The organism is Nostoc sp. KVJ20, assembly GCF_001712795.1.
In the GTDB taxonomy this organism is placed as follows: Bacteria; Cyanobacteriota; Cyanobacteriia; order Cyanobacteriales; family Nostocaceae; genus Nostoc.
In genome coordinates, this window is the sequence record NZ_KV757673.1 from 23,138 (window position 1) to 46,648 (window position 23,511).

General features: G+C 42.4%; 20 protein-coding genes and 1 pseudogene. 13 read left to right on the top strand and 8 right to left on the bottom strand.

The window, feature by feature from the left end; genetic code table 11:
- The first annotated feature begins 13 nt into the window (after nucleotides 1-13).
- The 3 genes from tsf to recG all read left to right on the top strand — a co-directional run bounded on the left by tsf (nucleotide 14) and on the right by recG (nucleotide 4,650).
- Nucleotides 14-958 carry a translation elongation factor Ts gene (gene tsf, locus A4S05_RS27155; RefSeq protein ID WP_069072896.1) on the top strand — a complete coding sequence of 315 codons (945 nt, stop codon included), beginning with the start codon at nucleotides 14-16 and terminating at the stop codon, nucleotides 956-958.
- A 287-nt stretch (nucleotides 959-1,245) separates the two neighbouring features.
- Nucleotides 1,246-2,055 carry a hypothetical protein gene (locus A4S05_RS27160; protein WP_069072897.1) on the top strand — a complete coding sequence of 270 codons (810 nt, stop codon included), beginning with the start codon at nucleotides 1,246-1,248 and terminating at the stop codon, nucleotides 2,053-2,055.
- A gap of 108 nt (nucleotides 2,056-2,163) precedes the next feature.
- On the top strand, nucleotides 2,164-4,650 hold the full coding sequence (gene recG / locus A4S05_RS27165) for an ATP-dependent DNA helicase RecG (RefSeq protein ID WP_069072898.1): 2,487 nt from the start codon (nucleotides 2,164-2,166) through the stop codon (nucleotides 4,648-4,650).
- Between the two features lie 165 nt (nucleotides 4,651-4,815).
- On the opposite strand, the gene A4S05_RS27170 is transcribed toward recG, so the two are convergent.
- Complete coding sequence (locus A4S05_RS27170) at nucleotides 4,816-5,694, bottom strand: class I SAM-dependent methyltransferase (protein WP_069072899.1); 879 nt, start codon at nucleotides 5,692-5,694, stop codon at nucleotides 4,816-4,818.
- 253 nt (nucleotides 5,695-5,947) lie between these two features.
- Nucleotides 5,948-6,901, bottom strand: coding sequence for a glycosyltransferase family 2 protein (locus tag A4S05_RS27175; RefSeq protein ID WP_176727123.1), 954 nt, complete (start codon nucleotides 6,899-6,901; stop codon nucleotides 5,948-5,950).
- Nucleotides 6,902-7,640: 739 nt separating this feature from the next.
- Here A4S05_RS27175 and A4S05_RS27180 point away from each other — a divergent pair.
- Entirely contained in the window at nucleotides 7,641-9,803 is a 2,163-nt protein-coding gene (locus A4S05_RS27180; RefSeq protein WP_069072901.1) for a PhoX family protein, read from the top strand.
- Between the two features lie 403 nt (nucleotides 9,804-10,206).
- On the opposite strand, the gene A4S05_RS27185 is transcribed toward A4S05_RS27180, so the two are convergent.
- Nucleotides 10,207-10,755 carry a PEP-CTERM domain protein gene (locus tag A4S05_RS27185; protein ID WP_069072902.1) on the bottom strand — a complete coding sequence of 183 codons (549 nt, stop codon included), beginning with the start codon at nucleotides 10,753-10,755 and terminating at the stop codon, nucleotides 10,207-10,209.
- Between the two features lie 759 nt (nucleotides 10,756-11,514).
- Between A4S05_RS27185 and A4S05_RS27190 the strand changes: the two genes are divergently transcribed.
- The 5 genes from A4S05_RS27190 (at nucleotide 11,515) to A4S05_RS27215 (ending at nucleotide 17,333) form a co-directional block, all read left to right on the top strand.
- Entirely contained in the window at nucleotides 11,515-12,489 is a 975-nt protein-coding gene (locus A4S05_RS27190) for a cation diffusion facilitator family transporter (RefSeq protein ID WP_069072903.1), read from the top strand.
- Nucleotides 12,490-12,548: 59 nt separating this feature from the next.
- Nucleotides 12,549-12,854, top strand: coding sequence for a hypothetical protein (locus A4S05_RS27195; protein WP_256091192.1), 306 nt, complete (start codon nucleotides 12,549-12,551; stop codon nucleotides 12,852-12,854).
- 39 nt (nucleotides 12,855-12,893) lie between these two features.
- Nucleotides 12,894-14,858, top strand: a complete 1,965-nt coding sequence (locus A4S05_RS27200; protein ID WP_084227289.1) for an alkaline phosphatase — start codon at nucleotides 12,894-12,896, stop codon at nucleotides 14,856-14,858.
- Between the two features lie 127 nt (nucleotides 14,859-14,985).
- Nucleotides 14,986-15,501 (top strand): hypothetical protein, encoded by a 516-nt coding sequence (locus tag A4S05_RS27205; RefSeq protein ID WP_069072905.1) that lies wholly within the window; start codon nucleotides 14,986-14,988, stop codon nucleotides 15,499-15,501.
- Between the two features lie 629 nt (nucleotides 15,502-16,130).
- On the top strand, nucleotides 16,131-17,333 hold the full coding sequence (locus A4S05_RS27215) for an argininosuccinate synthase (RefSeq protein ID WP_069072907.1): 1,203 nt from the start codon (nucleotides 16,131-16,133) through the stop codon (nucleotides 17,331-17,333).
- A 62-nt stretch (nucleotides 17,334-17,395) separates the two neighbouring features.
- On the opposite strand, the gene A4S05_RS27220 is transcribed toward A4S05_RS27215, so the two are convergent.
- Nucleotides 17,396-18,025, bottom strand: coding sequence for a DedA family protein (locus A4S05_RS27220; RefSeq protein ID WP_069072908.1), 630 nt, complete (start codon nucleotides 18,023-18,025; stop codon nucleotides 17,396-17,398).
- 487 nt (nucleotides 18,026-18,512) lie between these two features.
- On the opposite strand from A4S05_RS27220, the gene A4S05_RS27225 reads away from it, so the two are divergent.
- On the top strand, nucleotides 18,513-18,866 hold the full coding sequence (locus A4S05_RS27225) for an STAS domain-containing protein (protein ID WP_069072909.1): 354 nt from the start codon (nucleotides 18,513-18,515) through the stop codon (nucleotides 18,864-18,866).
- Nucleotides 18,867-19,216: 350 nt separating this feature from the next.
- Here the strand turns inward: A4S05_RS27225 and A4S05_RS27230 are convergent, their stop codons facing one another.
- Both A4S05_RS27230 and rpsF read right to left on the bottom strand, forming a co-directional pair.
- Nucleotides 19,217-19,777, bottom strand: a complete 561-nt coding sequence (locus A4S05_RS27230) for an Npun_F5560 family protein (RefSeq protein WP_069072910.1) — start codon at nucleotides 19,775-19,777, stop codon at nucleotides 19,217-19,219.
- Nucleotides 19,778-19,999: 222 nt separating this feature from the next.
- Complete coding sequence (rpsF, locus tag A4S05_RS27235; protein ID WP_069072911.1) at nucleotides 20,000-20,350, bottom strand: 30S ribosomal protein S6; 351 nt, start codon at nucleotides 20,348-20,350, stop codon at nucleotides 20,000-20,002.
- A 175-nt stretch (nucleotides 20,351-20,525) separates the two neighbouring features.
- On the opposite strand from rpsF, the gene A4S05_RS42090 reads away from it, so the two are divergent.
- Nucleotides 20,526-20,669 (top strand): hypothetical protein, encoded by a 144-nt coding sequence (locus A4S05_RS42090; protein WP_176727124.1) that lies wholly within the window; start codon nucleotides 20,526-20,528, stop codon nucleotides 20,667-20,669.
- A gap of 69 nt (nucleotides 20,670-20,738) precedes the next feature.
- Entirely contained in the window at nucleotides 20,739-21,512 is a 774-nt protein-coding gene (locus A4S05_RS27240) for a fumarylacetoacetate hydrolase family protein (protein WP_069072912.1), read from the top strand.
- Nucleotides 21,513-21,515: 3 nt separating this feature from the next.
- On the opposite strand, the gene A4S05_RS27245 is transcribed toward A4S05_RS27240, so the two are convergent.
- Entirely contained in the window at nucleotides 21,516-21,992 is a 477-nt protein-coding gene (locus tag A4S05_RS27245) for a Tic20 family protein (protein ID WP_069072913.1), read from the bottom strand.
- An 81-nt stretch (nucleotides 21,993-22,073) separates the two neighbouring features.
- The gene (locus A4S05_RS27250; RefSeq protein WP_069072914.1) at nucleotides 22,074-22,271 is read right to left on the bottom strand and encodes a hypothetical protein; all 198 of its coding nucleotides are present in this window, start codon (nucleotides 22,269-22,271) and stop codon (nucleotides 22,074-22,076) included.
- A 611-nt stretch (nucleotides 22,272-22,882) separates the two neighbouring features.
- Between A4S05_RS27250 and A4S05_RS43665 the strand changes: the two are divergent.
- Nucleotides 22,883-23,511: pseudogene (locus A4S05_RS43665) on the top strand (hypothetical protein); the annotation flags it as partial.

Genomic DNA, 23,511 nt, shown 5'->3' on the forward strand with positions numbered 1-23,511 from the left:
GAATTGAGGCAACATGGCGGAAATATCTGCAAAACTCGTCCAAGAGCTACGCCAAAAAACTGGTGCTGGCATGATGGACTGCAAAAAGGCGCTGATAGAGACTGAAGGCAACGTAGAAGAAGCCGCAGACTGGCTACGGAAAAAAGGCATCTCCAAGGCGGGAGCAAAAAGCGATCGCATTGCGGCAGAAGGTCTAGTAGACACTTACATTCAACCCGGTGGTCGGGTGGGTGTACTCATAGAAGTCAACTGCCAAACCGACTTTGTGGCTCGTAACGAGGCTTTTAAAGCTTTAGTTAAGAATCTAGCAAAGCAAGCAGCGACAGCTGATAGTGTTGAGTCTTTGTTAGCTCAACCCTATATTGAGAATGAAAGTGCGACTGTAGAAGAATCCATCAAGCAAACCATTGCTACTCTTGGTGAAAACATCCAAGTGCGCCGCTTTGTTAATTTTGCAATAGCAGAAGGCACACAAGGTGTAGTAGACAGCTACATTCACACTGGCGGTAGAGTTGGTGTATTGGTAGAACTGGGTTCCCAAACTGAGTCAGCGGCTACTAATTCAGAGTTCCAAACCTTGGCACGGAACACTGCAATGCAAGTTGCGGCTTGCCCCAATGTCGAGTATGTGAGCGTAGACCAAATTCCCGCTGAAATTGCCCAAAAGGAAAAAGACATTGAAATGGGCAAGGATGATTTGGCGAACAAGCCTGAAAACATCAAAGAAAAGATTGTTCAGGGACGGATTGAAAAACGCCTGAAAGAATTGACTTTGCTCGATCAGCCTTACATTCGCGATCAGAGTATTTCTGTGGAAGACCTCTTGAAGCAAGCGAAGGCTCAATTAGGCGAAGAGATTCAAGTAACCCGTTTTGTCCGCTATATACTGGGCGAGGGCATTGAAAAGCAAGAAATGAGCTTTGCTGATGAAGTTGCTGCACAAATTGGCAGTAAGTAATATTAGTTATTGGTCATTAGTCATTAGTCATTAGTCATTGGTCATTGATCATTGGTCATTGGTCATTAATCTTTACCAAGGACAAAGGACAAAGGACAAATGACAAAAGACAAATGACTAATGACTCTTTACAAAACAGGTCAAGCAAATAGCCTGGCCTGTGTTTTTTAGTAGATATGCGAAATATTGCATTTAATTTAAAATCTAAAATCCTTTGGAAAGTTATTCTAAAATAAATTCGTACATTTGTACTATGTAATAGTTCACATGGGCAAGAACGAAAAGATATGGCAAGAGCAATCGAGCGAATTGAACGGGATATTGCAGCACTTAAAGAAGCGATTCGGGCGATCGCAGTAGAACTAAAAACCGCCTATGCTAGTTATCTAGCCACCTTGGGACTAGCTCTACGAAAACAGTTGATTCTCGCGAGTTACCACCTCTGTACCCAAGGGTATCCCGAAAACTTTTTGCATTTGTCATTGAATCAGCGGCAACAATTGCAACAAGCCGTCCGCAGCTTGGGTCAACTGGCAGCTGAACAATTGCTCACTTATATTAAAGGTGAAGAAGCAGTTGGAGATGAGGCAGATGAGGCAGATGAGGAACTAAATTCCTCCTTGTCCCCCTTGTCTCCAGATACCTCGAATCCTATAGAACTAGCAAAATGGCAACAGAACTTAGAAGAGGTTACGCAAGAAATACTGAAAAAAATTTCCCATGATGCTAATCTTTTATTACAAAAATCTGGGGTATTACCCAAAAAATTACCAGAGCCGATTTTAGCAGCAGCGGCAGCAGCGGCATCAGAAGCATCTGGTGAGGTAATGCCAGGGCCACCCAACTTATTAAACTTAGTAATTGAAATTGAAAATGAGCAGCAGTCAGAAGATTCTGGTCTGACGCAAATTATGGCTATTAACCTGCGACTAGGGGAAATTGAATTTGCTGATGTGACACTCTCCTCTGAGCGCAGGCAAATCCGCAGTATTCTAGTTCAGCTAAACAAGCTAGGACGAGAGTATCAAAAGAAACATCGAGAAAAGGCGATCGCAGAAGCGGAAGCTGCATGGCGTGCTAGTTGGTTTGAGGATTAGTCATTTGTCCTACCCTGCGGGAAGCCGCTAAGGCGTCTATGTCCTTTGTCCAGAGTCAAATGACCAATGACCAATGACTAATGACCAATGACTAATGACTAATAACCAATGACTAATGAAAAACCAGATTGGATACGATTGCAGAAAGCCTTGGCAATAGAGGCTGAACGGGGCTTTACAGACTTGATGGGTAGAGAATATCGCTTCAGTGAATTTCTGAGTCTGACTTTGGGCAAATTCCCAACAGGCTTACCCCAAACTGAACGCCGCCGTTGGCAAGGATTAGCGGTGCAATTTGCTAGTTATCCACATCTGGCACTGGAAGAAAGACAACACTTAGTAGCAGAAACTCGTAAGTATCTCTCACAACTACAGCAAGAGGAAGAGGGGAAGCAGGGGAGCAGGGGAGCAGGGGAGCAGGGCAAAACTTATCAAGCTAAAATTCAAAATCCAAAATCTCCAATTTTTACTGAGGTGAGTCGGAGACTTGCACCGAAAATTGAGCAAAAACTCAGTGATTTACCAGAAATAGGCTTTAAAAAAGCTGATAATTTGGCACGGCTCGGTTTACACACTGTCCGCGATTTGCTTTTCTACTATCCTCGTGACCACATTGATTACGCGCGTCAGGTGAATATCCGCGAGTTACAGGCGGGTGAGACAGTGACAATAGTCGCTACAGTGAAACGTTGCAACTGCTTTACTAGCCCTAAAAATCAGAAATTATCAATTTTAGAACTGATAGTCAAAGATAACAGCGGTCAAATCAAAATTGGTCGTTTTTACGCAGGTACACGCTTTAGCAGTCGCGCTTGGCAAGAAAGTTTAAAACGCCGTTATCCAGTAGGTAGCATTCTGGCGGCGTGTGGGTTGGTGAAAGAAAGTAAATATGGCTTGACACTGGATAATCCAGAACTAGAGGTTTTGGCAAATCCCGGAGATTCGATTGAGTCGCTGAATATTGGGCGGGTAGTGCCAATTTATGGACTGACTGAGGGCGTGGTGGCGAATACAGTGCGACAGGCGGTAATTGCTGCTTTACCCGCTGCTGCTAACCTGAAAGACCCTCTGCCAAGTGGTTTACGGCAAAAGTATGGTTTGATGGAATTGAAAGATGCGATCGCTAATATCCATTTTCCCAGCGATAGCGCCGCTCTGCAAGTTGCCCGTCGTCGCCTAGTCTTTGACGAATTTTTCTACCTACAACTTGGGTTACTGCAACGTCAGCAGCAAGCAAGAGCGATTCAAACCAGCGCCATCCTGGTTCCACGGGGTCAACTTGTAGAGAAATTTCACGAAATACTGCCTTTTCAACTAACTGGCGCACAGCAACGAGTCCTCAATGACATTCTCAACGATTTACAAAAACCTGTACCAATGAATCGTTTAGTGCAAGGTGATGTCGGTTCTGGAAAAACGGTTGTCGCTGTGCTAGCTATCCTCGCAGCAATTCAATCTGGCTACCAAGCGGCGCTGATGGCTCCCACAGAAGTTTTGGCAGAACAACATTATCGCAAGTTAGTTGGCTGGTTTAACCTCTTGCATTTGCCAGTGGAATTACTGACAGGTTCCACCAAAACTGCGAAACGAAGACAGATACATTCTCAGTTAAGCACCGGTGAATTACCTCTATTAGTAGGAACCCATGCCTTGATTCAAGACCCTGTAAACTTTCAGCAATTAGGGTTAGTAGTGATAGATGAACAGCATCGCTTTGGGGTAGAACAACGGGCACGTTTGCAGCAAAAAGGCAATCAACCTCATGTGTTAACTATGACAGCTACCCCGATTCCCCGAACCTTAGCACTGACGATACACGGGGATTTGGATGTAAGCCAAATTGATGAGTTACCACCAGGACGACAAAAGATTCAGACAACAGTGTTATCAGGTCAGCAACGCAACCATGCTTACGACCTCATCCGCCGAGAAATTGTCCAAGGTAGACAGGTTTATGTGGTTTTGCCCTTGGTAGAAGAGTCAGAAAAATTAGATTTGCGATCGGCCACTGATGAGCATCAAAAGCTACAAGAAAGCGTTTTTCCCGATTTTCAAGTGGGGCTGCTGCACGGTCGCATGAGTTCAGCCGATAAGGATGAAGCGATTACTAAATTTCGTGATAACCAAACACAGATATTAGTCTCTACTACCGTTGTTGAGGTAGGAGTAGACGTACCTAACGCTACAGTAATGCTCATTGAAAATGCGGAGCGATTTGGCTTATCACAACTGCACCAACTACGGGGGCGTGTCGGTCGTGGTGCGGCTCAGTCTTACTGTCTGTTAATGAGCAGTTCTAGGAGTCCTGATGCTCAACAACGGTTGAAAGTATTGGAACAATCTCAGGATGGTTTTTTCATTTCCGAGATGGATATGCGTTTTCGTGGCCCAGGACAAGTACTGGGAACTCGTCAATCTGGAGTGCCAGATTTTACTTTAGCGAGTTTGGTGGAAGATGAGGAAGTTTTACTTTTAGCACGGCAAGCAGCGGAAAAAATAATCGAGATGGATGCAACTTTAGAGCGCTGGTATTTGATGAAACAAGAGTTAAAGTATCGGTATGAGCGGTTGATGGGTGGGGCAATTTTGACTTAACATATTTGAGTTAGTTTAAGAGAGAAACTGACTATGCATTCCTAACTTTTAAAACTAATTTATTCCTTGGAAGTCCCCTAGAGGTTCTTACTGTAGTTGCCGCAAACGAGCCAAAGCAAGAGTTATGAGAACCAGTGCTGTGCATCTCTATTGCCAGTCGGAGCTTCAACCAGTGTTGTAGACAACATGGGCTATTTTCGTCTGCTTGCCTTTTAATATTTCCTGAACCTCTTTTGACTCTTGTTCCCGTTGCTTTTGATATTCACTGTGAAGTGAATACAGAATTTCTTGGTCTTGAGATGCTCTAGTATTCCAATCATCATCACCATATTGCCCCCATTGAGGAATTATGGGGCCACCAAGCACCATTACATAAACAATTCCTGTTGAGTTCAATTGCTCTCTATGCCAACGTTCACTTTTGTGAAACGGGATATAGAAACCTACATCAAGCAATGAATCTTCAATTTGATTGCGGTAATCTCCTTGAACATTTTGAGTATCGAAGATAGCATAACCACCTGTTTTAAGAGCGTTATAAAAGGTAGTTGCAGCTTGCTTCATACTGGTTGTAGGAAGACCTTGATAAGCTTTAATGTTGAGTATTACATCAAAGTCGTATTCATCCAATGGCTCACGAAAATCATGAACTAGAAAACGCAGATTAGTTGCTTGGATCTGTTCCAATTGTTCCAATTTAAGGTCAGCATTTATTTCTTCAACATTGGAAACTAAAGATGTTATCCCCTGCTGATTCACCTGTCGCAAAAAATCGATCGCCGCAACAGAGACATCACTAGCAAGCACATTACAACCTGCATAGGCATAAAAAATAGGTGCAAAATTGATTCCACAACCTGCAAACCAAACCTTGCGTTGTGATTGATTTCTCACGAAGTCTAGAAATCTCAATTCAGGTTCATTGTGCCAGGCTGACCAAACTTGAGGCAGGGGGAGCGCATCCGATTGATTAGCCCAATACTGATTCCATTGTTCATGGTTATCCCAATTCTCTGGAAGTTTACAGTGGCGATGATTTTTCATTTTTCAGGTCAAGTGTAACGAGTCATCTGTTAATATGTTTCCCGAAAATTACTTGACTCTATCGCTTGCAAGTTAATCTGGCGCTAAATGCCTTAAAGTCGAAGTTTTTTACCCTATGTCGCTTAACTCTTAAAACCCGACATCCTACATCTGTTCACTATCAGAGAGTCAGGTATTGAGTTGAGATGCGCGACATGACCAACAAACTTTTAACAGTTTGATTACATGGTAATACTTTCCAAAGGTGTTTAAATCACGATGCTTGCTGCATTTCAGCATAGGCTTGATAAACACCCTTTACGTTGTACCAGTTGAGGAAAATTCGAGCAATTTCTAAAGCTAATTGTGGTTTACCTAAATTAATTAGCCATTGCAAAAATGGCGCCATTGTCCGTTCATTCAGTGCGCCATTGAGTGACAAAATTCCCCAAAGTAAACGATGCAGCCAAGTCATTTGAATCATCATTCGCACTTCCCATGTGGGATGTTTTTGATAAAACAAAACTCCCATGCGTCCGCGTTGAATTTCTTGGTCAATTAATCGGGGAATTTGCTCTAAGTTAAATGCTGGATGCCAGTGATAGCCAACGGCTTCGGGACATTTAATTAGTGTCAAACCTAGTTTTTTTAGCCGCACACCCAATTCTAAATCTTCCCAGCCATAGAGTTGAAAGGTTGTATCAAAAAGTCCGGCAGTCTCTAGCCAATACTTAGGAATCGCTACATTTCCCGTAGCAAAAAAGGCTGCTGAAAAATCTGTGACTTTGTAGGGTTCAGCCGTTGGATTGTTGAAATTACAAGTATTAATAACTGCACCGTAAGTGAAAAAGCGATCGCTCCCTAATTTATCTTTCCCCTCCACTAGCGCGTTACCATGAGCTTGCAGGAAATTCTTCAGCACCACTAAATCACTATCAATAAAGATAATTGTGTCTCCTAGTGCCTGTTCTACTCCCAAATTCCGAGCCGCAGCTGGCCCAGCATGATCTTGTTGAAACCAGCGCACATGAGGAAACTCCTCTTTGTGTGCTGCCAACCACTCCAATGTGCCATCAGTAGAACCATCATCCACCAAGACAATCTCGTAATCAGTAACCGAACTTGGCTGACTCAAATCCTGCACCTCCAAGGCGCGGAGGCACTTTTCTAAAATCGGTTGGCGATTATAAGTCGGTATCACAACGCTGAAAAACACAGTCTCACCCACAACACTATTTATCCATCTCCAGGATAGGACAGATGAGGCGCTGACACTGTTCCTTACCTAATTTGAGTTAAGGAAATAGCAAGGGGTTGATAATTTTTAGTTAATCAATGTATAACCTCATCTTAATTATTATGCACTAAGCCAACCAATCAATTAATTATATTAATTCATAAAAACCAAGTAATTCAAAGTTAATTAGTCATTGGTCACTAGATTTTGGTACATATCTCGTCCATTGTGGGCGGAAAAACTTTGTCTTTCATCGGACTAATTTAAACCATGTTAAAGAGTGCGTGTGGTATGTCGGAGGATGTTTTAAACGTCCTCTGCGAAAAATTATCGCGTCAAATTTGTTTCACCTGACATCTTGCACTATTTTTAATAACTCTATTTTCGTAGCTTGACAATTATTGATCACAAAATCGTGATTTTTTAGTGATAAATATGTTTTTCATCAAAAAAAGTTGTTGATAAATTTAAATTAATCAATATATAACCTGACGTTAATACTTAGTACTTAAGTTAAAGAAAACATGATTATTTTAGTCTGCGCAAGCAATATCAGCCAGTCTTGATTTGTTATTCGCTGCTATTTATTGGCTGTTAAAAATGTATCAAATCTCAAGAAACATCTAAGTAATTTCTGTAAATATCTAGAGCTGTTCTTTACGAAATTACTCATGTTATTGAGAGATGAACTGAATAGCAATCTCGTAAGCCTTAAAACGGAGAACAAAGAATGAAAGGACGCTTTCACCCTAAAAACAATTTGACCCTCAACCCATCCGGTAACGAGTCAATTCGTGATGTGATTGACCGCGTTAGTTTGAGTCGGCGGCGGTTCATCATGACGGCTGTGGGTACATCAGTGCTAACTGTTCTGGGTGATGTTTCCATCGGTGGCTTTCTTCAAAGTGTTGATGCAGCGCCAATTCCCAAGGGAACTGGATTTGCTGGCATAGGCTTCAAGAGCATTCCACCGAATCTACTCAACCCAGCTACAGGACTTCTGGAAAAGGATCTTGTTAGTGTTCCTGAAGGTTACACAGCTAAAGTGCTGATTGCTTGGGGAGATCCGATCGCACCTGGTGGCCCAACTTGGCTAGCAGATGCCTCCCAAGATGCCGCTGCTCAAGAAAAGCAGTTTGGTATGCACGCTGATGGGATGCACTATTTTACTCTACAGCCAGGGAATGTTGTTGGTCGGACAGTAAGTTCACAAGCAAGATCACTTAGAGGCTTTTTAAATCAGCCCATCAATACTGGTCTGCTGTGCGTCAACCATGAGTACACCCAAGAATCAATTTTGCATCCCGATGGTTTGGATGTAGTCACAATTGCCAAGGTACGGAAGTCTCAGGCTGCTCATGGCGTGTCTGTTGTAGAAATTTCCAAAAACGGCAATGAGTGGAGTTTTAATCGTAATTCGTCTTATGGTCGCCGCATTACCGGCAACACCGAAATGCGAGTATCGGGGCCTGCGGCTGGCGATGCATTGTTAAAGTCGAAAAAGTTTAACATTACGCCAACTGGCTCTGTTGATACCGGCACACTCAACGATGGCTACACCGCTTATGGTACTCTCAACAACTGCGCCAACGGCTACACTCCTTGGGGTACTTACTTGACCTGTGAGGAGAACTGGAACGGCTACTTTGCTAATCCCACAGGAGATGTAGTTGCAATTCCAGGCATCGAAAAGTCTGATATCCTGGCAGGACAGAATCGATACGGTGTACCTAGACAGTCTAGCTATCGCTGGCCAGAAGTTGATCCACGCTTCGATGCCAGCACCAACCCACTCGAACCCCATTTATTCGGCTGGGTGGTTGAGATTGATCCCTACAATCCTCAAAGCAAGCCAGTCAAGCGTACTGCTCTTGGTCGGTTCAAGCACGAGAGCGCTCAGGTTGTTGTTGATGACAATAACCGTGTTGCTTTCTATCAGGGTGATGACGAGCGCAACGAATATATCTACAAGTTCGTTTGTGCCCAACCTTTAAATCCCGGAAATCCTTCTGCTAACCGCGATTTGCTCGACAACGGTGTTCTGTACGTTGCCAAATTCAATGACAACGGTACTGGCAAGTGGATTCCTTTGGTCTACGGTCAGAATGGTTTGACACCAGAAAATGGTTTCAGAAGCCAAGCTGAAGTACTCGTTAAGACAAGACAAGCTGGCGATCGAGTCGGCGCAACCATGATGGATCGCCCAGAGTGGGTAGCTGTACGCCCTCGGATTGGTGGATATAAAGAGATTGAAGTCTACTGCACGCTGACTAATAATACTCGTCGTGGCACAACTCCAGTTTCCTCCAACCAGCCAGACGGCACAACAGCAGCAGGCGGTGCGCGTCCTCCCGTAAATGCTTCCAACCCACGTCCTGACAACCGTTACGGTCACATCATTCGCTGGCGCGAAGATGGACGCAGCGTTACGGCTACAACTTTCAAATGGGATATCTTCTTTGAAGCTGGCGACAAAACCAGACCTGAACCAAATCTTCAGGGCAATATTAAAGGTGACGACTTAAGTTCACCAGATGGTCTATGGTTTGACGACTTTGGCCGCCTCTGGGTTCAGACTGACCACGCAGGTGATGGTATCGGTGATTTAGTAAACATCGGTAGCAACACTATGTCATGTGCTGACCCCAATACCAAACAAGTTAGGCGCTTCTTAACCAGCCCTACGGATTGTGAAGTAACTGGTATTACTAGTACACCCGATGGCAAAGCGATGTTTATCAACATCCAACACCCAGGCGATCGCGGGGATGCCTCGAATCCCACGATCGCCAGCAATTGGCCTAATAGTCAAGGGTATGGCCCATCTGGTCGTCCACGTTCATCAGTGGTAGTAATTACCCGTAATGACGGTGGCGTTATTGGTGGTCTATAAAGACTAATAAGAACGGATTCATTTAGCAAAGTATCTTAAATAGTTTTAAATCACCTTAATTCTTGACTCTAAACACGGGCAAGGATTAAGGTGATTTACTTACAGGGAATGTATTCCAAGAGGGCTGCTTCCTCTAGTCAAGCCATTGGAGGCCGAGCCTCCAATGATGGTTTCCCAGCCTGGAGGCTGGGAACCAGTCAATATTACTTATAGCTAAATGGCAGTAAGAAAAGCCCAAAGGCTTGGTCGTCTCGTTCCCAGCCTGGAGGCTGGGAATGTATTTAAAAGAGGCTCTGCCTCTTGTAAAGCTACTAGAGGCAGCAGCCCTTCCAGAATGGATTAGAGGCTTGTTCCAGTCAGAGCAAGGGCTGTATCTTTTCTTAATGCCATTCACTTATAGTTATTAACCCACAACTTTTGTTGCTCTCTTCTTACGTTGCATCCATAATCCCATAACAGCAGCAATAGCTGTACCACCAGCAGCTAACGGTTCGGGTACTTTAGCGTAGCTTACAGTACCTACTTGTGTTGTATTTATTGATTGATCAATCAGATAAAAGTTGTTTCCTCCTACATCTGGAGTATTGGGATCACTTCCGATTAGAAACTGGTCTGCAACAAAATAGCTTAATCCTAAAACTTCGCCATTATTAAAGCTGGCTATAGGAAAACTGTCAAAATCAATATCATCTGCCTCTGTATAGTTAGTACCCAAGTAGTTGAATGCAACTGCTAATCCATTCTCAACTCCCAATGTCTCAAGACCTGTATTGGTTAAGGTCGAGTCATCGTATTGAAAAGAGCCGAAATACTGACCGGGATTATCGCCAGATGTGGCATTTACAGTAAAACCGTAATTAACCAAGGCAGCTTGCACTGGTTTAGCACCCATAGCAGCAATAGACATGGCAGCTGCAACGGTCGCAATACCAAGATTTTTAGCTAATTTCATCAGAATATACTCCAGAGTTAAAAAATCAATAGTCCTGTAATTTCACTTACATAAGCTTTTAACCACTGCGTACAGGTTAAGAAATATCAAACAAAAGATTATTATCGTAAAATCTTTAAGATTGTCAGGGATATATAAATTTGCTGTGAAGCGATAATTCCACTTATCCACTCAACGAAAATCGGCTGGAATCCCATCCCTTCAAGGGGTGTCCGGGATAGCCGCCCGCCTCCAAAGTCATTAGTCTTTTGTTTGCGTCAAATTCTCATAGAATCAGATTAAAATGATTCACAAAACTCTATTTGTAGTAAGTAAATATGCAAATCGGCATCTCATAATCTTTAAAACTTTATCCAAATATTGTTGGAAATCAGTGAAAGGATTCTTATTATCAATATATATTTACGTAACGCATATTTGCGCCTCAGAAAGGCTTTTATTATCTGCATCAGCAAAAGTTAATAGATAATGATTATCATCATCTATTTGACTTGATAAGCTGATCACAGGTTTTGATTATAGATAAAGTTATTGTGCAATTAGCAAGAAATTACTAATAGGATATTTGCTTCTTCCTCTGCTGGGGACTGCACGGATTATTGTGCTTTAATTTATCAGGTTTAACACAAACATTACCATTTCTTAAATTAAGTAAGATAACTTTTTCATAGGTTCATATTTTTCTGGTGTTCACATATTTGTGAATCTAATCGTCATATCAATTGAGCGAATACTGTACTGTAAAAAGGTTTTTAAGTAATGCTTTCACTTCAATGGTGTGGATGTGAAGATGATTCAGGAAAAGTATTTAATAATCAGCAAAAATCCAAAGTTTTGTGGATAACAGTAGGTTTACTTGCTGTTTTTTTTATTGCTGAGTGGAGTGTGGGTTTATGGAGTAAAAGTTTATCCTTACAAGCAGATGCAGGGCATATCCTATCGGATATTACAGCTTTAGTAATATCGCTACTTGCTAGTTTTTTGGCACAGCAACCAGCTAAGAAAAAAGCAACCTTTGGAAATCAGCGGATTGAAGTTTTAGCAGCTTTGTTGAATGGATTAAGTTTACTTGCGATCGCAACTTTTATCATACAGGAAGCTATTCAACGCTGGCAACATCCAGCAACCATTTTGGGCTTACCAATGTTAGGGATTGCCGTATTAGGTTTAATCGTCAATTTGCTCAATATTACTTTGCTTCATCCCCACACTCACAACGATTTAAATCTGCGCGGAGCTTTGCTTCATGTCATTGCCGATACTGCTAGCTCTGTGGGTGTAATTATAGCTGCCTTAGCAGTTCATCTTTGGGATTGGTGGTGGGCAGATGTTGCTATTAGTTTAGTCGTTGCAGCTTTTACGGGTTTAAGTGCTTTCCCTTTAGTACAACAAAGTTTAAAGATTTTTTTGGAGTATGCACCGGAATCAATTGACCCTGTTGAGGTGGAAATATCTCTCCAATCTTTTCCTGGGGTTGTGCAAGTAGAAAAACTCCACATCTGGACACTTAGCTTAAATAAGGTAATGCTTTGTGCCAATTTGACAGTTGAATGTACAACTATCCAAGAACGCGATCGCTTACTCAATAAGTTGGAAAATCACATCCGAAAAACTTTTCATATTGCTGAGATAACTTTGCAGCTAACTAGCTATAAAAAGCCTTTATCACTGCCAATTCATCCTTTATTTAATCAAGATTTAGTTTTAATGTTGTCTGCTAACAAAACACATTAGAACCAGAATATTTTTTATCAATTTTATACCGCAATTAATTAAATCAACCTTTAAAAATCATGCTTATTGACATTCATTTTAATTGTCAAAGCATAGCGATCGGCTATTTACTAGGAGGTTTCCTGATGATGACTTTCATTCAACAATCCCCAATGATTTCATTACTTAAACAGTACAAGCGCACCTTGGCTTGGTTCTTGTCTGGTCTGGTTTTGGCAGTTTTGTTGTTTTTAGGAACATCAAATCAACAACCAGCAACCGCCTCTCATCCAAGTTATGCCGCAGCCTCTAGTCAGGTAGATATGACTGCAACATACTCAGACTTTGGTGCTAGTCATCTAGAACCAAATTTTTATCAGTATTAACGGCTAACACTTGCTCAATTAATTTTAAGGCACACTGCAATGATTTCATTTTTGCAAAAGTACAAGCGATCGCTAGCTTTGATTATGACTGGCTTGCTTTGTACCGTTCTGCTGGTATTTGGTAATTCTGTTTTTCAGCCCACTCTGGCTGCTGGTAATGGAGTTAACGTAATTATCATGATTGGCGATGGCATGGGTTGGGAAATGGCACGAGCCGCAGCCGTTGCCAAAGGTGCGCCTTTTTACACTAGTGGTAAAGGTTCAGGTCTTAGCTTCCAAAAGCTAACTGGATATGGGCTGGTAACAACTTACGGCACAACGATTCAGGGAAATACGCCAACCAATCCAACAGATCAGCCTCATCTAACAGGTAACTCTGCTCTAGATAACTCTAATCCACTCACAGGTGCAAGTCCTATTCGTCCCAACTTCTCATTCCAGCCGACTCCCTTTAATCCTGGCAATAGAGCTGATGGTAATAGCTTAGAAAACGGTAATCTAGCGGGTTATGACATCAGTAAGGGTGGCCCTCTTCCTTGGGTTCCTCTGACCCCTGCTAATCCTGGTACTTATGACAAAGATTACATTAAGTACAGTTATCCTGACTCTGCTAACACCGCTACAACTCTTTACACGGGAGTAAAGAGCTTCAACAACGCGATGGGGGTAGACATTTACGAGAAGAGATTGAAAACCATCCTGGAAATTGCTAAGGAAAATAGTAAGTCTACAGGCTTGGTAACTTCCGTACCTGTTAGCCACGCAACGCCTGGTGCTGCGGCTTCTTTCGTAAATCGTCGTAGCAAATACGATAGTGTTTACGACCCTAGCAAGAGTAACCAAGACAGCATTTTGCAACAGACATTGCTGAACTTTCAGCCTAATGTTTTGTTGGGTGGCGGTCATCCTAAAGACCTTGAGAATAGAGATATTGCAAGTACAGCTGATGGCGTCTTGAAATATACCTACATAACAGAAGACACTTATCAGCATTTGAAGAATAACCCTACGTCAAATCGTTACGGTTATACCTTTTTGGAACGTGGCCCAAATGCAACTGAGACACTGCTAAACACGGCTGCAAAAATCGATCCAAATAAGGGAGAGAAATTATTTGGTCTGTATGGTGCTCGTGGACAAGACGGCAACCTTCCTGCTAGTTCTTCTAAGGGAGATTACAGCTTAACAGGCCTGGGCACCTTCAGCCTTTATAGCTCTGTTGTCAGAGGCGGTGGAACTCCCGATACCTGTCCATCCGGTAAAATAATTACTGGTACTGCTGGGGATTGTGTTCCTGTCATCGATGCAGCGGGTAATCCCATCGCTCCTAATGTTCCAGCACCCGATACAGTTCGTCCTCTAGCTCCTGGTGAAACCGACGCTAGCTTTATCGCTAAAGAAATTAACGAAAATCCAACTTTGGCTGATCTGACCAAAGCAGCTTTAACCGTTTTAGGTAAAGACAAAGACGGCTTCTGGTTGATGGTTGAGGGAGGTGATGTAGACTGGGCTGCTCATGACAACAACATGGATAACCTAATTGGTACCATGAATGATTTTGATAAGGCAGTCCAGCAAGTCATTACTTGGGTAGAAAATCATGGTGGTTGGAGTAAGAATCTACTACTGGTTACTGCTGACCATGACCACTATCTAACTTTGAATAATGACTTTGCCTCTAAATTGACTCCTAATCCTGACCCAAATCAGGCTAGAGGCTTGAAATATAACGCCAAAGACATCACATTCGTGAAGCACAATCCTACTGATGCTGGTCACTTCTGGGGGTCTGATCCAAATTACAAATACCTCTGGGGTAGCCATAGCCGTCGGGTTGTACCTGTTTACTATCAGGGCGCTTACGCATCAACTCTGACGCGATCGCTAGGACAAGGCTTCCAGATTACAGATAGCTCTGGTACGTATACTGTGCCTGGTGTTCGGGGTGTGGTTGACCAAAGTCATATCTTCCAGGCTATGAAAACTGCGATCGCCAGTCCGTGAATTAAATACACCGCTTCACTAAACAACTAACTGAAAAGCTTTGTATTGCAGAGATGTAGTAACACCATCTCTGTCTCACAAAACTATTGCGGTATTTTTGCTCCAGTTCTTTTATCAAGGGAAACAAATGACTGACTCCATCTTCCAGAGGTTAGCCGCTGCAACAGTAGGAACTGCTTTGATTTTTTCGTTAGGCGAGGCTATCCCCGCCCAAGCAGCAGCCCTAACTTATAATTTTTCTAACGACGATAAAACCCTCATAGGCAGTTTTTCATTCGACCAAGCAGCAGCAGCAGACGATCAAGAAGTAACGATCGCTGAAGGTTTAAAGATTTCTGCTACCTTTGGTGGACAGTTATACACCGAAGCTGATGATCCTTTAGCCTCAGTTTTCACCGATTTTTCGGGAACAATTTTGAATGAAGCGGGGTTAGGGTTGTATTTTACACCTGGCACTTTTAACGTCTTCCGCGAAAGTTTTATCAATTTGAATGATTCCACTGACGCAGGTGTTCAGACTGTCACTTACACAAGCACAAGCGTTCCCGAACCAAGTTTGATGCTTGGATTGTCTGTGTTGGGGTTAGGTTTATTCTTGGGTAAAAAGACAGCATCTTCTAAACCATCAAGCACAAAAGCTTAAACCAGATTATCAAGAATCAACTTCTGTTAGGTGATTGATTTGCATCTATCTAAAACAGGGTGGGATTATCCACCCTGTAGATTTTTAATATTTATTTAGTCTGGTGAAAACTGATACAAAGCCATATAAAAAAAAGTTTTATCTAGAAACGATCGCAATCTTATTTAATTTATCGAAACAGAATTCAGGAGTCAGGAGCCAGAATTCTGTTGGGTATTTTTAACTTCATAGTGGATGAATCCACTGATTCATTCTGACTCCTGAATTCTGACTCCTGAATTCTTCTTCAAGAAAATTGCAAGGCTCAGATTCCCGACTTTTCTAAGAAGTCGGGATTTTTATTATCAAAGAAGGCAGAAGGAAAACTGCCCAACACTCGCGGACTAGCTAATGCTGCGCTATCTCTCAAGTACCTCGACCAGACGGGTCTTGGGTTTAAGACAAGAACTCCAAATTTTCAATTTGGTGGCTCTTTTTCAGGAGAGGTTTGAATCCCCAACTGAGGTAAAACCTTCTGCCTTCTGCCTTCTGCCTCCTGCCTCCTTCAATCAGTTGCATGAAGAAAATATACATGGATTAGTTTAGATATAATAATGACTCATTCTTTGTTGTCCTAAGTGGAGAAATTAATGGGTCGCGCCAAAAAGGTTGTCCTGGCATATTCTGGTGGAGTGGATACTTCTGTTTGCATCCCTTACCTCAAACAGGAGTGGGGTGTGGAAGAGGTGATTACCCTAGCAGCAGATTTAGGTCAGGGAGATGAATTAGAGCCAGTTCGAGAAAAAGCTCTGAAATCGGGTGCAAGTGAATCACTTGTGGCGGATGTCAAAGACAGCTTCGTTAAAGATTACGCCTTTGGAGCGATTCAAGCCAATGCCCTCTATGAAAATCGTTATCCTCTCGGAACCGCTCTTGCCCGTCCACTGATTGCTAAGATATTAGTAGAAACGGCTGAAAAATATGGTGCTGATGCGATCGCTCACGGTTGCACCGGTAAAGGTAACGATCAGGTTCGTTTTGATGTCTCTGTAACTGCGCTCAACCCCAACATAAAGATTCTCGCACCAGCTAGAGAATGGGGAATGAGCCGTGAGGAAACCATCGCTTATGGTGAGAAGTTTGGTATCCCCTCACCAGTCAAAAAATCTTCTCCTTATAGTATTGATAAAAATTTGCTCGGTCGTAGTATTGAAGCGGGTAGTCTCGAAGATCCCTCATTTGAGCCACCAGAAGAAATTTATGAAATGACAAAAGCGATCGTTGATACTCCCAACGAGCCAGAGTACATCGAAATCGGTTTCCACCGTGGTATTCCCACAACCATCAACGGTATAGCTAAAAAACCAGTTGAACTAATTGAAGAACTCAATCAGGTGGTAGGAAACCACGGTATCGGCCGGATTGATATGATTGAAAACCGTCTGGTAGGTATTAAATCGCGGGAAATCTACGAATCTCCCGCGATGTTGGTGCTAATTCAGGCACATCGGGATTTAGAAAGCTTGACTTTGACGGCAGATGTCACCCATTACAAGCGTGGGATTGAAGAAACTTACAGCCAAATCGTTTATAACGGTTTGTGGTACAGTCCGCTAAAAGTTGCACTAGATGCCTTTATTCAAAAGACACAAGAGCGAGTCTCTGGAACTGTGCGAATGAAGTTGTTCAAGGGCAACTCTACAATAGTTGGGCGTTCGAGCGATAATTCCCTCTATACTCCCGATTTGGCAACTTACGGAGCCGAAGACCAATTTGACCACAAAGCCGCTGAAGGCTTTATCTATGTTTGGGGATTACCAACTCGCATTTGGTCACAGCAAGTTAGAGGTTAGGAAGATAAGGGGGATGAGAAGACAAGGAAAAATTTTCTCCCTCATCTCCCCACTCCAACTATTTACTCTTCTGCTGCACCCTTAACTTGACGAGATTCAAGCCACAGGGGCACAACAATTAAAGCAGTGAGGATCAGTAAAGCTGCGATCGCAAATTGACCCACCCAAGCAACCAATTGTTCTAGAGAGACAATTTTGCCAGCAAAGAAAGCTAATGTCACCATCAAACTAGCCCAAGCAACTGCTCCTAAAAAGTTGTATAAAAAGAATTTTCCAAAGGGCATTTCAGCTATACCAGCTAGTGGTGCAGCAAAAACTCGCAATAATGCCAGAAAACGTCCAAAAAATACCGCTTTAGCAGCATTTTGACTAAATTGATCTTTAATAGTCAGTAATCGCACTTCCGAAATCCGAAAAATGCTACCAACTTTTACTAGGAAAGGCCAACCGCTAACCCTACCAATCCAATAGCCACAAGTGCCACCAATGACAGCACCCATGATTGCATCACCGAGAACCAGCCAGAAATTTAGTTCATCGCTGCCAGCTAGAAACCCGCCCACTAAGGTCACGGTTTCACCAGGAAGGGGAATGCCTAAATTTTCTAGCAAAATTCCCAAAAAGATTGCCCAATACCCGTAACTATGGGCGACTTTCTGGATATTTTCTAGTGAAATCAGCTCTAAAGACATCCCGCACCGCCGTCTTTACAAATTTTTACTTTTACTATATCTTTGCTTGTTTTTGCCTGGGGTGTCAATCAAACCAATACATAGAGTTATTAAGTCATTAGTTTTATACTGAATAATCCATAGATTTTAGTCTATGGTAGCTCTTAAATCTTGAATATTAACTATACATTTTTTTAAACTTGTTACCACAAGCTAATATTTATTACAAAGGAAATAAAAAATTTATAGAAAGTTCATAAATATCCATTTAAATTGTGAAAATCTTGTAAAAGATACGGTTGATACCGAAATTGTTAGGCGCTTATGCCTATATTGATGAAAGTTATCACAAATTATACGACATGAATACTGAAATAATATCTCTCAACTGTACGACTGAAATTGCCCAAATATCTGGGTAAAACAGTCATTTTGCCGTTGAAAGAGAAGACGTATTGATGTCTTTTTTCAATTTTCTGTCAAGTGTTCCAATTACCCTGTTAAATTTATGGCTCTCACACAAGAACTTCAAGTGATTTTGTTTAAACCCCAAGGAAGTATAGATTTGGAAGGTGGTAAGGCTCTGAGTGAACAAATGGCTGAAGTAGTGCCTCAAGCTCATCAGCTCTGGATTATCGACCTAGCAGAAGTCAATTTCATGGACAGTTCTGGGTTAGTGCCTTTAGTTAAAGGTTTAAAAGCTGCACGTCAGAGTGGCTGCCGCTTGGTTCTATGCAACGTGCAAGCTCCTGTACGGTTAATTTTGGAACTTACCCAACTAGATACGGTGTTTGAAATTTTTCACACTTACGAAGATATTTTTACTACCGTCAAAAATAACAGTCTGGTGCTAGCAGGTTAGATAATAAATCTACCTATAGAAGGATGGCATAGTCAAGCAATATTTGCATTTTTTCACATTTTCTAAAGATAACAGTCTGGTGCTAGCAGGCTGATTTTCTTTTTTTCTAGAAAAGTAAGTAAGCACAAGTGCTTAATGACAAGTTGGTATAGGCTGTTTAAATCAGCCTGCACCGCTTTGGGTATAAATAATCCCATTGGCTTTTAGCTGTGGGAGAAGTCAATTTGAGCTAAATGTTATATATCCGACGTAGCTAGTGTAAGGAAGCAGGAGGTAAGAAAGGCTCGAATGTCAGAGATCCTTTGCCGCACCAATTTCTTACCTCTTAAGATTCCACCATAATGTTAATTTTAGGCATTCTGGGGAGTTGAAATATTAGCTTGTTCGGATGCTGGGCGAGGAAAATTTGGTAAATCAATGCCGCTGTGACTAGCATTACGAGTTTTGAGAGCTAAACGGTAACTCACACTTTGCAGTTCTGCTTGTAGTTGGCGGTTTTCCCGTTGTAGCATTGCTACCTTTTCTCTCACTGGCGTCATCCGCTCCTCAAACTTCCGACGGTAAATTTGAGGTAACTCTTGTACTACTTGCTCCAACATCCGAGTGCGATCAGTGAGTTCTTGGACTGACTGTCGCAATTGGTAAATTTCGGAGTCACGAGTTGTAATTTGCTCTTGGTAGAACGCCACCTGCTGCTCTACAGCCTGGAGTTGTTCTTGTAAAGCGTGTAACTGGGTGAGATCACGCTCAAGATCCGGCTGCTGGGGCATAAAACTAGTATTACCTTTTACCAGCCGGAAGAGTTCTTGAGATAGTTGTTGTACTAATTGATCGCGAAGTTGCAACTCTTGGCGTAGCTGCGATACTTCCGTAGAGAGAACTTGAATATTGGGTGTATCAGATTGGATCACAGTAGCTTAAAGCTCCCATTCAGAATCTTGTCCACTCTTAGGTATAACTGCGGGAGTACTACCTTTGGCAAGTATTTGTTAATTTAGCATTCCCAAATGAGTTACGAGAAAAGAAAAAGACAAAATTTTATTGAATGGGATTGGGGATTGGGTATGGGGCATTGGGCATTGGGCATTGGTTATTTCCCCTCTGCTCCTCTGCTCCCCCTGCTCCCTGTTCCCTTAGACTGTTGCAGCTACTTTAGTTGGCTTTTCTTTTTCCTCTTTAGGAGGTTTTTCTTCGGCGATTTCCTGCTTAACGGTCAAATAGCGAATCACTTCTTCACTCAAGCGCATGGCGCGTTCAAAGGGGGCGATCGCAGTTGCAGGCGCACCGTAGTTTAACTGGATATAGATACCATCGCGGTGTTTTTTGATTTCATAAGCGAGGCGACGCTTACCACGATTTTGAATTTGGATATCCTCTGCGCCTTGATCGCGAAGCAAATTCTGATATTTAGTAATTGCTTGCTCTACCTGTTCCTCTCCCAGGTCAGGACGGAGAATGTACATTGTTTCGTAACTTGTAGTCATATTTTTCAGTTTCCTCATGGACAAAAGTGGCTGCTGATGTTAATTTATACCTTGTTTTAATTAAAAATGCCAGTATTAATCAACATCTGAAGCAACAAGGAACTATAATCTTACCAGTTTTCAATTTGAATCATTAGCCAAATCGCCGGAGTTTGGATTATTTTGGATGTCCCCAATGAAAACTAGGTCGGGAGGCAACCCCGATATTTGTTTAGAAAGATTGATCAAGTTATTAGCTTCGCCAATGGGTATCTTTACCCTATGGGCATCGAAAGCGATCGCGATCGCTTTCATGCTTAAGGCTCAATCGGTTCGCTAAAAAGCCAACTGAGGATTGCTACCCGCTCACAGCAACAAAAAATCAAATAAAAGGATATTCGTCAAGGTTATGGCGCAGCGCTATGTGCGAATTCAAAATCAAGAAGGACAGATTTATTATGGGATACTCCAACTATCCCTTAATGTCCAGGTGCTAGATGCTCCGCCCTGGTTACAAGGACAACCCACTGATTTGACTTTGACACCAGAAAATTACCAAATTCTGGCTCCTTGTGCTCCCTCAAAAATTGTAGCGGTGGGTAAGAATTATGCAGAACATGCAGCCGAAATGGGAACTTCAGTACCTTCTGAGCCACTAATCTTTCTCAAGCCACCCACGTCGATTATTCCATCTGAGAGGGAAATTAAGTATCCTCCACAATCACAAAGAGTTGATTACGAAGGAGAGTTAGCACTAGTGATTGGCGATTACGCCTTTGAATGCACACCACAAGTAGCCCAAACTAAAATTTGGGGCTACACCATTGCCAATGACGTAACAGCGCGGGATTTACAAAAACGGGATGGTCAATGGACGCGAGCTAAAGGTTTTGATACTTTCTGTCCCTTGGGTCCTTGGATTGTGCGGGAATTAAATCCAGGAGCGAGATTGCAAACTTTTGTGAATGATGACGCTAATCCAGTCCAATGTGCCTGTATCGATCAGATGGTGTTTTCGCCTGATGTTTTAGTTTCCTATATCAGTCAGGTGATGACGCTACTGCCTGGTGATTTGGTGCTTACAGGCACGCCGGAGGGTGTAAGCGCATTGCATCCAGGCGATCGCGTCCGCGTAGAAATTGAAGGTATTGGCCGCCTGGAAAACACCGTAGTGGCTCGTTAACTTCTAACGTACTTGCATATACACTGCATCGGAAATCGCCGGGATTTCCGCATAACGACCGCTTACAGACTGGATGACTGAATATGCAACTGCTCCCACTATGCCAATAAAAATGGTTGTGGATAGGGTTTGGATTGCAAAACCACCAACGGGAACTAGTCCCACAACATCAGTAAGGATGCTAAACAAAAAGATAATGATGTCCAAAAGGATTGCTTGCATGGTGTTGAAACGAATAAAGTGACTAATTTTTTCGTTTCTCACTACCAGCAAAAATAAAGCAAAGAAAATAATCATTCCTGCATAACGCACGCCGTAGTAAATATTTAACAATGGCACGAGCGGCAGAAACAGCAGTTGTAGTGGTGGAAATTCTGAGAGCAAATATCTACCAAATACAAAAACTTCAACTAGAGGAAGCAAATAAGGCAAGGAAGCAAAAATCCGATCTGAAACCGTTGTAGACCCGCGCCAAGACATTATGCGTTCTCCTGTGGTTAAATTTCAATAGTTACTTGAGCTTAGGATAACGCAGTTGCTTGGTCTTGCTGATAAATTCAACTATTCTATATGGGCGATGCGAAAGCCCATCATGCACTCATACTGGTCTGGCTGCTGTTGAGTAAGTTTGTGAATGGCTTGACCACAGCGCAGTTGACCCTCACGCCAACGAGGTTGACCCCTCCCGTCAGCGAGTAAACAAGACTGGCAAACTTGCCCAGGGGCAAGGATTTGATCGTCCATTAAAATGACTAGCATCGAATCCCTCCTGTAAATCCTCATTGTCAAACAATTTTGGATTTTAGATTTTGGATTTTAGATTTTGGATTTTGGATTGACCCCATAGATATATCTAGGGTTAAGTGTTGTGATTTACCCACTCAGCACTCTTCATGATGACGCTTTGCGCCCAGCCAGGACGATCGCAGAGGACACTTAAGAGCCACATCCTATCTCTTTGTATCAAAAATGTGGGAAATCACAATTTAATAAAAATTGTCAAGTGAATCTTAATTTATTGTATGTTGTGTCTATTGTAAATTTAATATTTAGTAATAAATTATACAAATTTTTTGGTAATAAGTTGAGCAGAGACAGCTAATGTTATCTATTGTATCCCTGTTAATTGAGCACTGGAGAGTGTCAAACTTAATATTCAGAATAACAACAAAAGCTTTATGCACAAGCAACAAGGTCGTCTCTTGAAGTAACCTTGACGTGGCTAGTTAAAGCAAGAAAAGTTAAGTAAGTAAAACTGAGTTAATTTGATAGCTATTTAAGTGGGGCATTTCCAAAATACTGAGGTAAACTTGCAAGCAAGTTAATACACAATATTACTCAGCGGCTCGTCGGTCTGGGCATCACTTACAATGGAACACTGGCAATTTCTGATACAGAAACAAGGCGCACGCTCGTGGCATATCCTAGAATCGCCAAATTTGGAAATTTTGGAAGGACAGTATAGAGTTTTGGCTCGTTCTAACCTTCCTGATACAGACGTGGAAGTTCGGGTAACTCACTCTTCAACTGAGGAAGTTCAACCAACGCGGCGAATTTTCAAGCGATCGCGTCGCACTAACTCAGAAGGCTTAATGGCGGTAATTCCTTTTACCTACTTCCAGGCGGGAGTTTGGGAGTTGCGCTGTTCCGGCGATTTGATGTCGGAACTACTCGGTAAATCTTGGCAATACAAAGTCCAACTGCAAGTCTTGTCACAGCTGGAAGAGGAGCAGAGGAAGAATGTAGAATCAAATTCACTCGCTCACCCAAATACTGTTTCTGAAAACTTAGAATGCACAGCCCCAGCAGAACCCGCAATTACATTTGATAACGCGATCGCTATTTCCACAGAACTGGCAATTACTAAATACAGCAACCCCACTATCGCTGTTCTCCCAGAAGAGAACTTAGAATATACTGCCCCAGAAGAAACAGAAATTACATTTGATAATGCGATCGCTGTTTCTACAGAATTACACAGCAACCCCACTATCGCTGT